A 14,117-nucleotide genomic window follows, 5' to 3' on the forward strand; every position below is an offset into this window, starting at 1 on the left:
CAACTGGGAGCGGGCGCAGCGCGATGGGTGAGGTCTTCGCCGGACGGTACGAGCTGATCGACCCGATCGGCCGGGGTGGTGTCGGTGCCGTCTGGCGGGCCTGGGACCACCGGCGGCGCCGTTACGTGGCGGCCAAGGTCCTCCAGCAGAGCGACGCGCACGCCCTGCTGCGCTTCGTGCGCGAGCAGGCGCTGAGGATCGACCACCCGCACGTCCTCGCGCCGGCCAGCTGGGCGGCCGACGACGACAAGGTCCTGTTCACCATGGACCTGGTGACCGGCGGGTCGCTGGCGCACGTCATCGGCGACTACGGCCCGCTGCCGCCCCGGTTCGTCTGCACCCTGCTCGACCAACTGCTGTCCGGACTGGCCGCGGTGCACGCGGAGGGGGTCGTGCACCGCGACATCAAGCCGGCCAACATCCTGCTGGAGGCGACCGGGACCGGGCGGCCGCACCTGCGGCTGTCCGACTTCGGCATCTCCATGCGCAAGGGCGAACCCCGGCTGACCGAGACCAACTACGTGGTGGGTACGCCGGGTTACTTCGCGCCCGAGCAGATGATGGGCGCGGAGCCCGACTTCCCGGCGGACCTGTTCGCCGTCGGCCTGGTGGCGCTGTACCTGCTGGAGGGGCGGAAACCGGATTCGCGGGCCCTGGTCGAGCACTTCGCGGCGTACGGGACGCCCAGTGCCCCGCAGGGCGTTCCCGAGCCGCTGTGGCAGGTCCTCGCCGGTCTGCTCCAGCCCGACCCGGGCGCCCGGTTCCGTACGGCGACGGGCGCGCGCAAGGCGCTGACGGCCGCGGTGGAGATGCTGCCCGAGCCGGCGGCCGACGAGGAACCGGTCGAGGTGTTCGACCAGATCGGCCCGCTCCCGGACGGCTTCGGCCCCGAGGGTCCGCCGAAGCCCGCCCCCGAGCCGGAGGCCCGGCCCTCCGCGGACGGGGGGTGGCCGTCGTCCGCGTCGGAGACGGGCAGCTTCCACCTGGCCCCACCGCCCCGGCAGCCCACGCAGCCGGCCGTTCCCGCGGCGCACTCCCCGTCCCCCGGCCCGCAGTCCCCCGACGCGTTCCCCGCCGCCACAGCGTCCGCGCCCCCGGCCCCGCCGTCCTCCGCTCCCCCCGCAGCCGCCGCGTCCGCGCCACCGGCCCCGTCCTCCGAGGCCGCGCACCCCGCGCACCCCGCGCCCTTCGGCGTGTTCGGCGCACCCGGCAGCACCCCCGCGCCCGTACCCGCGCCCGCGCCCACGCCCGTACCCACGGTCTCCCCCCAGCACGCCGCCGCCCCGGCGCCGGACCACCCGCACGCCCCGACCGCCGCCGTCGCCCCCGCGCCCGGGTCCACGCCGCCCACCCGTCAGTACACCGGCCACGTCCCGCCGGTGCCCGCCCAACAGCGGCCGGCCGCGCCGAAGCGGCCGGGACCGCCCCCGAAGGTGACGGTCCCGGTGCTGTTCGTGGCCCTGGTCTGCTTCGCCGTCGGGATCTGGGCGCTCACCCGGGTCTGACCCGGCCCGCCGCCGCCCCGCGCTCCCCGGTCACCAGACCGTGGGGGCTCCGTGGTGCGCCGGTCCCGTACCGCCGGGCGCCTCCGCCCGGGCCGCGCGCCGGCGCGCCAGCAGGGTCCAGACGCCCAGCCCCAGGACGAGCACGGTGCCGGTCCCGATGCCGGCCGCGGCCACCAGCCGCATCGTGCCGTCCGGTGCCGCCGCCTCCGTACCGCTGCGACCGTCCGCCGCCGCGTCCTGGTCCGCATCCGTGACGTCGAAGATCCCGGCGGGACCGGCGTACCCCGGACCCGCCTGGGGCGCGCCCTCCACGTTGATGCGCAGCGTCAGCCCGTACGGCTTCCTGCCGAACTCCTCGGCCACGCGCGGGCTCAGGCTCACGCGGAGGTAATACCAGCCCGCGAAGCGGGTGTTGGTGAACCGGGCGCTCGAGTCGAAGCGGTTCTCGTACTTCACCGGCGGCACCGGTTCGAGGTCGGCGGACTTCTGCTTCCCGTCGTACGAGAGCGAGTGGGAGCCGTCGACCACGCCCTGCACCGGATTGAACAGCGTCACGTCGAGCGCGCTGACGACGAAGCCGCCGCCGGACGAGCTGGCGAGGTCGGCGCCGGCGAAGAGCTGCTGCCCCCAGTCCACCGGCACCCGGTAGAACCGCGACTGCCCCGGCTCGATCCGGTCCGTCCACTCGCCCTCGGTGAGGCCGGTCGCGTCGGCGAACCCGGCGCCGCCGGCGCGTTCCCGCGGCCCGCCGGCCGGTGCCGGGGGCGGGGCGCTGGGCCAGTTCTCGGGGGCGGCGGTGGGGCCCTCCGCCTTGGGCCGGGGCTCCAGCCGGTGCCGGATCTCCAGGTCCCACGCGTCCGGGGCGGCTCCCTCGCCGCGCCGCTCGACGACGACGTAGTACCGGCCGGCCTCCTGGCAGGAGGAGCGGGACCGGTCCATCGTCCGGTGCGCGTAGGCCGCGATCGGCCGGGGGAACTCCGCCGACCCGAACCGCGACTCGTTGGAGCTGCAGTCGTAGCCGTTGCGGTCCTGGAGGGACACCTTCAGGCTGTCGAAGGTGCCGACCTTGCTGCCGGGTCCCGGAACGGCGACGGCGGAGACGTACGCGTTCGTCCGCGCGTCCAGGTCCAGGCGGTAGGTCAGCTTGGCGCCCTTCTTGATGGCGTCCCGGTACGTGCCGTCCTCGTCGAGCGCCGGCGCGCCCGTGGTGGTCGCCGTGCCGCGGATCCGCTCGATGCCGTCGGCGAAGGCGTAGCCCGCCGCGCCGCTCCCGGCGCCGTCGCCTCCCGCGTCCGCCGCCCGGGACGGCACCGCGCCCGCCGGTGCGGCCCACGCCTGGGCGGGCGGTGCCGCCGTCAGGCACCCCGCCGCCAGTACCGCCGACGCGACCGGCATCGCCCGGCCGCCCCGGGCACCCCTCCGCCTCATCACGCGCTTCCCCTCGTCCTCTCCACGACCGCCGCCCCGCCGCCCCGCCGGCCGGCTGCCCCTCACCGCCGCGGTGCCGGGCGGCGACGCACCCGTAGCCGCGCGACCCGCGCGGCCGGTGGCCGCCCTCGGACCGGCCCCGGCCGTCCCGCCGGTCCATCCTGCCCCGCACGTCCCACAGCTGTCTGCGCACCCGGGCGAATCGTCCCGCCCGCCGCTCCGGCGCTCACCGGAACCCCGATTACTTTGCCACTGCAAGCGAGATGTTTGCCAGGGGAAACTCCCCATGGGTCCGGTAGCGGTACGCCCGGGGACAGCGAAAGGCCCCGGCCGCTTCTCAGCGGCCGGGGCCCATACGCAGACTGCTTGCGTGCGAGTTACACACCGGAACCTGCGGGCACGGAGTCGGTCGCCTCCGTCCACAGATCCTGCTCGGCGCGATCCGCCTGGATCTGGCGGTACACGAGGAGCCCGCCGATGGCGGCCAGTGCGACCAGGAGGAGCTTCTTCACCGCGCGACCTCGTCTTTCCTTGGCGTAGGGGACCTTCTGGCGCCCGACTATACACACGACCGATACCGATCGGTGACCTACGCCCCCACCCCGCGCACTCCCCGGCCCCCGGCCGCGTACAAAGCGATCGGCCCGGGCGGAGTGGTCTCCGTCCGGGCCGATCGTGGCTGTGGGGCTAACAGGATTTGAACCTGTGGCCTCATCCTTATCAGGGATGCGCTCTAACCAACTGAGCTATAGCCCCTCCGCACTGGGCTTGCCGCCCCGCGCTGACCTCTGAAGATTAGCGCACGGGGCGGCGTCTTCCCAAATCCGCTACTCGTCCTCGGCGAGCGTCAGCTCGACACCGCCGACGAACCCCGCGGACAGGTTGTAGATGAAGGCACCCAGCGTCGCGAGGGCCGTGGCCAGCACCACGTCGATGACCGCGATCACCGACGTGAAGACCAGCACGCGCGGCAGCGACAGGAACGACTGCAGGTCGAAGCCGTTGCTCTCGTTGGAGCCGGTGGCCTCGCTGATCGTGCCGCCGACGGTCGAGAAGACGCCCATGGCGTCCATGACCATCCACAGCACCGCCGCCGCGACCACCGTGCAGATGCCCAGCGCGATGGAGAGCAGGAAGCTGACCTTCATCACCGACCACGGGTCGGCCTTGGCCACCCGCAGCCGTGCCTTGCGCGTACGGGGCGTGGTCTTCGCGCCCGTACGCGGCCGGCGCATCGCGCCGCCCGTGGTGCCCGTGGCGTTTCCGCCGATGGTGCCGCCGCCCTGCGTGGCGTACGCCTGCGGCGGGTGGTACGGCTGCGCCGCCTGCTGCCCGGATGCGGGCCGCTCGGAGGGCAGCGGGCCCTCGTCGTACGTGGTCACCGTAACCCCCTGGGAGTCCGTGGCAGGGCCACGGGCACCGCTCTTCTTGGAAGCGGCCGATCCGGCGCCCGTGGCCTTACTCACGCTTTACTCCTCGTGCTCCCCGGCCGAAGGCTCCGTGCCCCCGGCTGCGTCGGCCGCGGCCCCGCTCTCTGCGGTGGCCTCGGTGTCTACGACCTCTACAACCTCTTCGGTCGCGTCGGTACCGTCGATGTCGTCGGCCCCGTCGCTCACGTCGACGCCTTCGACCTCTTCGGCCTCGCGACCGGCCTCGGCGTTGCGGGCGATGCCGACGACGGCATCGCGCTTGCCCAGGTTGATCAGTTGGACGCCCATGGTGTCACGGCCCGTCTCCCTGACTTCGTTGACTCGCGTACGAATCACACCGCCGGACAACGTGATGGCGAGAATCTCGTCCGTCTCCTCGACCACCAGCGCGCCGACCAGCGACCCGCGGTCCTCCACGATCTTGGCAGCCTTGATGCCGAGGCCGCCACGACCCTGGACGCGGTACTCGTCGACGGCGGTCCGCTTGGCGTACCCGCCGTCCGTCGCGGTGAACACGAACGTACCGGGCCGGACCACATTCATCGAGAGCAGCTCGTCACCCTCGCGGAAACTCATGCCCTTCACGCCCGAGGTCGCACGACCCATGGGACGCAGCGCCTCGTCCGTCGCGGTGAACCTGATCGACTGCGCCTTCCGGCTGATGAGCAGCAGATCGTCCTCCGCCGACACCAGCTCGGCGCCGATCAGCTCGTCGTCGCTGCCGTCCTCCGTCTCCCGGAGGTTGATGGCGATGACGCCGCCGGAGCGGGGCGAGTCGTAGTCCTTCAGGGACGTCTTCTTCACCAGGCCGGCCTTGGTGGCGAGCACCAGGTACGGAGCGGCGTCGTAGTCGCGGATCGCCAGGATCTCGGCGATCTGCTCGTCCGGCTGGAAGGCCAGCAGGTTGGCGACGTGCTGACCGCGGGCGTCGCGGCCGGCGTCCGGCAGCTCGTACGCCTTGGCGCGGTAGACCCGGCCCTTGTTCGTGAAGAACAGCAGCCAGTGGTGCGTGGTGGAGACGAAGAAGTGGTCGACGATGTCGTCTTCCTTGAGCTTCGTCCCGCGCACGCCCTTGCCGCCGCGCTTCTGCGAGCGGTAGTCGTCCATCTTCGTGCGCTTCACGTAGCCACCGCGCGAGATGGTGACGACGATGTCCTCCTCGGCGATCAGGTCCTCGATGGACATGTCACCGTCGAAGGGCACGAGCTTGGAGCGGCGGTCGTCGCCGAACTTCTCCACCAGCGCGGCCAGCTCGTCACTGACGATCCCGCGCTGGCGGGACTCGGACGCCAGGATCGCGTTGTACTCGTTGATCTTCGCCTGGAGCTCGTCGTGCTCGGCGACGATCTTCTGGCGCTCCAGGGCGGCCAGGCGGCGCAGCTGCATCTCGAGGATGGCGTTGGCCTGGATCTCGTCGATCTCGAGCAGGCCCATCAGGCCCTCGCGCGCGACCTCGACGGTGTCGCTGCGCCGGATCAGCGCGATGACCTCGTCGATCGCGTCCAGCGCCTTGAGCAGACCGCGCAGGATGTGCGCCCGCTCCTCGGCCTTGCGCAGGCGGAAGCGCGTACGGCGGACGATGACCTCGATCTGGTGCGTCACCCAGTGGCGGATGAACGCGTCCAGCGAGAGGGTGCGCGGCACACCGTCGACGAGCGCCAGCATGTTGGCGCCGAAGTTCGTCTGGAGGTCGGTGTGCTTGTAGAGGTTGTTGAGGACGACCTTGGCGACCGCGTCCCGCTTGAGGACGATCACGAGCCGCTGGCCGGTCCGGGAGGACGTCTCGTCACGGACGTCGGCGATGCCGCCGATCTTGCCGTCCTTGACGAGGTCGGCGATCTTCTGCGCCAGGTTGTCCGGGTTGACCTGGTACGGAAGCTCCGTGACCACCAGGCACTGGCGGTTCTGGATCTCCTCGACCTCGACGACCGCGCGCATCGTGATGGAGCCGCGTCCCGTGCGGTACGCCTCCTCGATGCCCTTGCGGCCGACGACGAGGGCGCCGGTCGGGAAGTCGGGGCCCTTGATGCGCTCGAGCAGCGCGTCCAGGAGCTCCTCGTGGGTGGCCTCGGGGTGCTCCAGCGCCCACTGGGCACCGGCGGCGACCTCGCGCAGGTTGTGCGGCGGGATGTTGGTCGCCATACCGACCGCGATACCGGCCGAGCCGTTGACCAGGAGGTTCGGGAAGCGCGCCGGCAGGACCGTCGGCTCCTGGTTGCGGCCGTCGTAGTTGTCCGTGAAGTCGACGGTCTCCTCGTCGATGTCCCGGAGCATCTCCATGGCCAGCGGCATCATCTTGCACTCGGTGTACCGCATGGCGGCGGCCGGGTCGTTGCCCGGGGAACCGAAGTTGCCGTTGGAGTCCACCAGCGGCATGCGCATCGACCAGTGCTGGGCCAGGCGGACCAGCGCGTCGTAGATGGAGGAGTCGCCGTGCGGGTGGTACGTGCCCATGACGTCACCGACGACGCGGGCGCACTTGTAGAAGCCCTTCTCGGGCCGGTAGCCGCCGTCGTACATCGCGTAGAGCACGCGGCGGTGGACCGGCTTGAGGCCGTCCCGGACGTCGGGCAGCGCACGCGACACGATGACGGACATCGCGTAGTCGAGGTACGAGCGCTGCATCTCGGTCTCGAGCCCGACGGGCTCGACGCGGAGGCCCACGCCGGGTACCGGGGGCTCCGCCTCGGGCGTCACGACGACAGGGGTGTCGGGGGTGTCAGGGGTGTTCTCGTCGGCCATTGCTGGTCTTCAGTCCTTTCGTACGGTCAGCTGAGACCGACTCAGATGTCGAGGAAGCGGACGTCCTTGGCATTGCGCTGGATGAACGAGCGCCGTGCCTCCACGTCCTCGCCCATCAGCACCGAGAACAGGTCGTCGGCCTGGGCGGCGTCGTCCAGCGTGACCTGGCCGAGCACCCGGTGGTCCTGGTCCATGGTGGTGATGCGCAGTTCCTCGGCGTTCATCTCGCCCAGACCCTTGAAGCGCTGGATGGAGTCCTCGCGGATGCGCTTGCCGTTCTGCTTGCCCAGCTCGACGAGCGCGTCGCGCTCGCGGTCCGAGTAGGCGTATTCGAAGTCGTCCCGGCCCCACTTGATCTTGTACAGCGGCGGGCGGGAGAGGTAGACGTGCCCGGCCTCGACCAGCGGCCGCATGAAGCGGAAGAGGAAGGTCAGCAGCAGGGTGTTGATGTGCTGGCCGTCGACGTCGGCGTCCGCCATCAGGATGATCTTGTGATAGCGGAGCTTCTCGATGTCGAAGTCCTCGTGCACACCGGTGCCGAAGGCGGAGATCAGCGCCTGGACCTCGGTGTTCTGGAGGATCTTGTCGATCCGCGCCTTCTCGACGTTCAGGATCTTGCCGCGGATGGGCAGGATGGCCTGGAACTCGGGGTTCCGGCCGGACTTGGCGGAGCCGCCGGCGGAGTCACCCTCGACGATGAAGATCTCGCACTTGGCCGGGTCGTTCGACTGGCAGTCGGACAGCTTGCCCGGCAGCGAGGCGGACTCCAGCAGGCCCTTGCGGCGGGTCAGGTCGCGCGCCTTGCGGGCCGCGACGCGGGCCGTGGCGGCCTGGATCGCCTTGCGGACGATGTCCGCCGCCTCGTTCGGGTTGCGGTCGAACCAGTCGGACAGGTGCTCGTGCAGCACCTTCTGGACGAAGGTCTTGGCCTCGGTGTTGCCCAGCTTGGTCTTGGTCTGGCCCTCGAACTGCGGCTCGCCCAGCTTGACGGAGATGATCGCCGTCAGGCCCTCGCGGATGTCCTCGCCGGTGAGGTTGTCGTCCTTCTCGCGCAGCAGCTTCTTGTCGCGCGCGTACCGGTTGACCAGACCCGTGAGCGCGGCGCGGAAGCCCTCTTCGTGCGTACCGCCCTCGTGGGTGTGGATCGTGTTCGCGAACGAGTACACGCCCTCGGTGTACTGCGAGTTCCACTGCATCGCGATCTCGACGGAGAGCAGCCGCTCCTTGTCCTCCGCCTCGACCGAGATGACCGTGGGGTGGATGAGCTCGCCCTTGCGCGAGTTCAGGTACTTGACGAAGTCGACGATGCCGCCTTCGTAGTGGTACGAGACCGTCCGCGCCGGAGCCTCCTCCACCGTCTCCGCGGCGTCGGGGTCGTCGGCGTTCATCGTCGCCTTGGCCGACTCGCGCTCGTCGGTCAGCGTGATCCGGAGGCCCTTGTTGAGGAAGGCCATCTCCTGGAAGCGGCGCGAGAGCGTCTCGAAGGAGTACTCGGTCGTCTCGAAGACGTCCGGGTCGGCCCAGAACGTGACGGTCGTGCCGGAGTCCTCGACCGCCTCGTGCTTGGCGAGCGGGGCGGTGGGCACGCCCAGCTTGTAGTCCTGGGTCCAGCGGAAGCCGTCGCGCTTGATCTCGACGGACACCCGGGTCGACAGGGCGTTCACGACCGAGACGCCGACGCCGTGCAGACCGCCGGAGACGGCGTAGCCGCCGCCGCCGAACTTGCCGCCCGCGTGCAGGACGGTGAGGACGACCTCGACGGCCGGCTTCTTCTCGACGGGGTGGATGTCCACGGGGATACCGCGGCCGTTGTCCACGACCCTGACGCCACCGTCCGCGAGGATGGTCACGTCGATGGTGTCCGCGTGCCCTGCCAGGGCTTCGTCGACGGAGTTGTCGACGACCTCTTGTACGAGGTGGTGGAGTCCACGCTCACCGGTCGAGCCGATGTACATGCCGGGACGCTTGCGAACCGCGTCCAGACCCTCGAGGACGGTGATCGCGCTGGCGTCGTACGACGAGGTGACCTCGCCGTTCTCGCCGGCGGCAGTGGACGGAATGTTCTCGTTGGGGTTGCCGGAATCGGCCACGAAGCGCCCTTTCTGGCACAGCACAAGCCGTCTCTCGGGGCATCCGGGAGCGGCTGCGTCGTTCGACATGTTCCGCAGTGGGCGGGATTACCTACCAGTCTACCGGTAGCGCTGACATTAATGGGGGCTTGCCGGTACCTGAGTCCGCATGTGCCGCCCTGAACCGGCGCCGACCGACTCCCCATATCCGGGGAGGGGCTCCAGGAGCCTCACACCGCCACTCAGCGCTTCGGCATGTCAACCTCCAGCAACGGTGACGACCACCTCACCGCGACCTCCCTCCCCACCCCTCCCTCGGGACCCGGGCAGGGGGGTGGGAAGGGGATGCGCATGGAGCGGAGCGGCGGTGGGGGCGGGGGGCGCCGGCCGGTACGGGAGAGGTGGCCGGCCCGTACAGGAGAAGGGGCTGTCCGGTGGGCGGGTACCGCGGTAAAGGGGGGACGGGAGGCACCGCCCCGGTCCGCGCATGTGAGCCCGCGGTTATCCGAGCCGGCGGTGATCCGAGCCCGCGGTGATGCGCCCGGCTGCGGGGCGGCGCGGGCGGCGCGGGTTGCGGGCGGCGGCACCGCGGGGGGGTGCGGGCGGCGGCGGCACCGCGCGGCCGCCCCCGGCGAGGGCCCGTCAGCCGTAGGTGTCGCCCGGGCCCCGGCTGCCCGGCGCCCGCAGGGGGCCGCCGTATCCGCGCCGGGGCGCACCCGGTCCGAGCACCTTGATGACCCGGACCGTGCCGTGGCCGAGGTCCTCGTTCAGCCGGGCCACCAGCCGCGGGGCCAGCAGCCGCAGCTGCGTCGCCCACGCCGTGGAGTCGCACTGCACCGTCAGCACCCGCTCGTCCGGGTCCTCGTCGTACCGCAGCGGCACGCAGTGCTTCGCCAGGTCCTCGCCCACGATCTGCGGCCACCGCCCCATCACGCCGCCGACCGCCGCCGGGGTCTCCCACCCGCGCTCGGTGATCAGCCGGTTGATGGCGGCGCCCAGCGGCAGCGGGTCGCGCCCGTCCGCCCGCGCGCCGGAACGCAGGCCGCCGCCCCGCCGCGCCTGCTTCTTCTGCTGCGCCGCCGCTCCGCGCGCCTTGGCCTGCTCCTTCGCCGCGCGCAGCGCGACCCGCGCCAGGTCGACACCCGACGACTCCGGAACCGACGGCTCCGGCAGGGATTCCGCCGTCACAGCCGCTCCACCGATCCCTCCGCCACCCCGTACCGCGCACCGGCCAGCACGCCCGGCACGTCGTCGTCGACCGCGGCCGTGACCAGCACCTGCTCGCCCGGCGCGACCAGCTCCGCCAGCCGCTCCCGGCGCCGCGCGTCCAGCTCCGCGAAGACGTCGTCCAGCACGAGCACCGGTTCGTTGCCCTCGCCCCGCAGCAGGTCGTACGAGGCCAGTCGCAGGGCCAGCGCGTACGACCAGGACTCGCCATGGCTGGCGTACCCCTTCGCGGGGAGCTCGCCCAGCTTCAGCACCAGGTCGTCCCGGTGCGGGCCCACCAGCGTGACGCCGCGCTCGATCTCCTGCTTGCGCACCTCGGCCATGGCGGCGAGCAGCCCCTCGTACAGGGCCTCCCGGCCGTGCGCCCCGGGCACCGCGCTCTTGTATTCCAGTGCCACCGGACCGCCACCCGGCGCCAGCTGCTCGTACGCCTTGTCCGCCAGCGGCTGCAACGTGGCGACCAGGTCGAGGCGCTGCGCCAGCAGCTCCGCGCCGACCCGCGCCAGGTGCTGGTCCCACACGTCCAGCGTGGACAGGTCCATGGAGCGGCCGCCGTGCCGCCGCGCCATGGCGGCCGACTTCAGCAGGGTGTTGCGCTGCCTGAGCACCCGCTCGTAGTCGGACCGCACACCCGCCATGCGGGGCGAGCGCGCCGTGATCATTTCGTCCAGGAAGCGCCGCCGCTCGCCCGGGTCGCCCTTCACCAGGGCCAGGTCCTCCGGCGCGAACAGCACCGTCCGGACGATCCCCAGCACGTCACGGGGCCTGACCTGGGACGATCTGTTGATACGGGCCCGGTTCGCCCGCCCCGGGTTGAGTTCCAGCTCGACCAGCTGCGACCGCTCGCCCTGCCGGACCGCCGCCCGGACGATCGCCCGCTCGGCGCCCATCCGCACCAGCGGCGCGTCGGACGACGCCCGGTGGCTGCCGAGCGTCGCCAGGTAGCCGACCGCCTCGACGAGGTTGGTCTTGCCCTGCCCGTTGGCGCCCACGAAGACGCTGACGCCCGGGTCGAGAGGGACCTCGACCCGGGCGTACGAGCGGAAGTCGGCCAGCGACAGATGCGTGACGTGCATGATGTGCGCCGACCTTCCCCCGGCATGCCGTGCACCGCCGGGTGCACAGCCTGTGGATCTACTTCTTGGACTCGACCGCGTGGCCACCGAACTGGTTGCGCAGCGCGGCGATCATCTTCATCTGCGGCGAGTCGTCCTGCCGGGACGCGAACCGCGCGAACAGCGACGCGGTGATCGCCGGCAGCGGGACCGCGTTGTCGATGGCGGCCTCCACGGTCCAGCGGCCCTCGCCGGAGTCCTGCGCGTAGCCGCGCAGCCGGTCCAGGTGCTCGTCCTCGTCCAGCGCGTTGACCGCCAGGTCGAGCAGCCAGGAGCGGATGACCGTGCCCTCCTGCCAGGAGCGGAAGACCTCGCGCACGTCGGTGACGGAGTCGACCTTCTCCAGCAGCTCCCAGCCCTCGGCGTAGGCCTGCATCATCGCGTACTCGATGCCGTTGTGGACCATCTTCGCGAAGTGGCCGGCACCGACCTTGCCCGCGTGGACGGAGCCGAAGTCGCCCTCGGGCTTCAGCGCGTCGAAGATCGGCTGGACCTTCGCCACGTTCTCGGCGTCGCCGCCGTACATCAGGGCGTAGCCGTTCTCCAGGCCCCAGACACCGCCGGAGACGCCGCAGTCGACGAAGCCGATGCCCTTCTCGCTCAGCTCGGCCGCGTGCTTCTCGTCGTCCGTCCAGCGCGAGTTGCCGCCGTCGACGACGACATCGCCGGGGGAGAGCAGCTCGGACAGCTCGTCGATGGTGGACTGGGTCGCGGCACCGGCCGGGACCATCACCCAGACGACGCGCGGGCCCTTGAGCTTGCCCACGAGCTCCTCGAGGCTGTGGACGTCGGCGAGGTCGGGGTTGCGGTCGTATCCGACGACGGTGTGGCCGGCGCGGCGGATGCGCTCGCGCATGTTGCCGCCCATCTTGCCGAGACCGACGAGACCGAGCTCCATCAGAGAATCCTCAATCGTTGTGTGCGGAGAGTTCGTACCCGCGTCCGAGCCTACGCCCGGACGCGGGCGCACACCTGTGGGGTCAGGCGCTCATCAGGCGCATGATCAGCCACTCAGGCGCACCGTCCCCACAGCGGGCTCAGCCGCTCAGCCGCACCGGCATGATCAGGTACTTGTAGGCGTCGTCCGCCTCGGCGTCCACGGCCGGGCGCCCGCTCAGCAGCGCCGGCTTGGTGGAGGTGGTGAAGGACAGCTGGGCGACCGGGGAGTCGATCGCGCTCAGGCCGTCCAGCAGGAACGTCGGGTTGAAGGCGATCGAGATGTCGTCGCCCTCCAGCTGGGCGTCGACCCGCTCCACAGCCTGTGCGTCGTCGCTGGAACCGGCCTCCAGGATGAGCACGCCCTGTTCGAAGCTCAGCCGGACCGGGGTGTTCCGCTCGGCCACCAGCGCCACGCGCTTCACGGCCTCGACGAACGGGGCCGTCTCGATCACCGCGACCGAGTTGAACTCGGTGGGGAAAAGCGTGCGGTACTTCGGGAGGTCGCCCTCCAGCAGGCGGGTGGTGGTCCGCCGTCCGGCGCCCTCGAAGCCGATCAGGCCCTCGCCCTTGCCGGAGCCCGACAGCGCCAGCGTGACCGTGTCGCCGCTCGTCAGCGCCTTGGCGGTGTCCAGCAGGGTCTTGGCGGGCACCAGGGCGACCGCCGAGGCGTCCGGGGACTCCGGCTTCCACAGGAACTCGCGGACCGCGAAGCGGTAGCGGTCGGTGGACGCCAGGGTGACCGTGTCGCCCTCGATCTCGATGCGTACGCCGGTGAGGACGGGCAGCGTGTCGTCACGGCCGGCCGCGATGGCGACCTGCGCGGCGGCGGAGGCGAACACCTCGCCGGGGACGGTGCCGGTGGCGGTCGGCATCTCCGGAAGCGCCGGGTACTCCTCCACAGGCATGGTGTGGAGGGTGAACCGGGAGGACCCGCAGACCACGGTCGCCCGTACACCGTCTGTGGAAATCTCCACCGGCCGGTTGGGGAGGGCGCGGCAGATGTCGGCGAGAAGGCGGCCGGAGACCAGGACGGTGCCGTCCTCCTCGACCTCGGCCTCGACCGAGACCCGCGCCGAGACCTCGTAGTCGAAGCTGGAGAAGCTCAGCGCGCCGTCCTCGGCCTTCAGCAGAAGGCCCGCGAGTACGGGCGCCGGCGGACGGGCCGGGAGGCTGCGGGCCACCCAGGCCACCGCCTCCGCGAGTACATCGCGCTCCACCCGGATCTTCACCGGAACCGCCTCCTGCTGTTGCTGGCTCGTATCTCGACTGCGGGAACCAGTCTGACGCACGCCGCCGACAGTCGGTGCGGCTCGGGGTCAAGTCGCGGCGAGAGGCACCCGGGGCTCCGGCGCCGAGTTGTGCACAGGCCCCGCTTCGAAGCGGATTCACCGGTAACTCTGAGTGGGAGTAGTAGTAGGGCCTGTGGAAACCGTGGATAACCCCGTTCGCCCAGGTCACGGTCTGTTTTTTGTCCACCGCGCCTGTGGGCGGTACCGGTGGACAACCGGCCCTTTCTGTGGACGCGGGAAAGTTCTGCACACCCGATGCACAGCAGGGGCCCACTTCTCCCCAGCGCCGTCCCCAGTTTTACCCAGCTTCCCCACAGGCCAACCGACCCCCTTGGTGTGACGGCTTTCACTCGGCGCGGTGAGGCCGCGCGTT

10 protein-coding genes and 1 tRNA gene are annotated in these 14,117 nt (G+C 71.3%); 1 reads left to right on the top strand and 10 read right to left on the bottom strand.

All coding sequences use genetic code 11. The features are described 5' to 3' along the window. The first annotated feature begins 23 nt into the window (after positions 1-23). Entirely contained in the window at positions 24-1,505 is a 1,482-nt protein-coding gene (locus tag A4V12_RS14380; protein WP_064069724.1) for a serine/threonine-protein kinase, read from the top strand. 30 nt (positions 1,506-1,535) lie between these two features. On the opposite strand, the gene A4V12_RS14385 is transcribed toward A4V12_RS14380, so the two are convergent. The 10 genes from A4V12_RS14385 to dnaN form a co-directional block, all read right to left on the bottom strand. Continuing rightward, a complete protein-coding gene (locus tag A4V12_RS14385) occupies positions 1,536-2,933 on the bottom strand; it encodes a hypothetical protein (RefSeq protein ID WP_064069725.1) in 1,398 nt (465 codons plus the stop codon). Between the two features lie 377 nt (positions 2,934-3,310). Then, on the bottom strand, positions 3,311-3,445 hold the full coding sequence (locus A4V12_RS34875) for a DLW-39 family protein (RefSeq protein ID WP_003958712.1): 135 nt from the start codon (positions 3,443-3,445) through the stop codon (positions 3,311-3,313). 170 nt (positions 3,446-3,615) lie between these two features. After that, positions 3,616-3,689, bottom strand: a tRNA-Ile gene (locus tag A4V12_RS14390). A 71-nt stretch (positions 3,690-3,760) separates the two neighbouring features. After that, positions 3,761-4,399 carry a DUF3566 domain-containing protein gene (locus tag A4V12_RS14395; RefSeq protein WP_423563337.1) on the bottom strand — a complete coding sequence of 213 codons (639 nt, stop codon included), beginning with the start codon at positions 4,397-4,399 and terminating at the stop codon, positions 3,761-3,763. Between the two features lie 3 nt (positions 4,400-4,402). After that, positions 4,403-7,105 (bottom strand): DNA gyrase subunit A, encoded by a 2,703-nt coding sequence (gene gyrA, locus A4V12_RS14400; RefSeq protein ID WP_064069727.1) that lies wholly within the window; start codon positions 7,103-7,105, stop codon positions 4,403-4,405. A 41-nt stretch (positions 7,106-7,146) separates the two neighbouring features. Further along, positions 7,147-9,219 carry a DNA topoisomerase (ATP-hydrolyzing) subunit B gene (gyrB, locus tag A4V12_RS14405; protein ID WP_064069728.1) on the bottom strand — a complete coding sequence of 691 codons (2,073 nt, stop codon included), beginning with the start codon at positions 9,217-9,219 and terminating at the stop codon, positions 7,147-7,149. Positions 9,220-9,816: 597 nt separating this feature from the next. Beyond that, positions 9,817-10,377 (bottom strand): DciA family protein, encoded by a 561-nt coding sequence (locus A4V12_RS14410; protein WP_079137053.1) that lies wholly within the window; start codon positions 10,375-10,377, stop codon positions 9,817-9,819. Continuing rightward, a complete protein-coding gene (gene recF, locus A4V12_RS14415; protein WP_064069730.1) occupies positions 10,359-11,477 on the bottom strand; it encodes a DNA replication/repair protein RecF in 1,119 nt (372 codons plus the stop codon). The genes A4V12_RS14410 and recF overlap by 19 nt, the downstream gene beginning before the upstream one ends. Positions 11,478-11,535: 58 nt before the next feature. After that, complete coding sequence (gene gnd / locus A4V12_RS14420; RefSeq protein WP_064069731.1) at positions 11,536-12,414, bottom strand: phosphogluconate dehydrogenase (NAD(+)-dependent, decarboxylating); 879 nt, start codon at positions 12,412-12,414, stop codon at positions 11,536-11,538. 139 nt (positions 12,415-12,553) lie between these two features. Next, a complete protein-coding gene (gene dnaN, locus A4V12_RS14425) occupies positions 12,554-13,684 on the bottom strand; it encodes a DNA polymerase III subunit beta (RefSeq protein WP_064069732.1) in 1,131 nt (376 codons plus the stop codon). Positions 13,685-14,117 lie beyond the last annotated feature (433 nt).

The sequence above is a fragment of the Streptomyces noursei genome (assembly GCF_001646665.1).
Taxonomy (GTDB): Bacteria; Actinomycetota; Actinomycetes; order Streptomycetales; family Streptomycetaceae; genus Streptomyces; species Streptomyces lavendulocolor.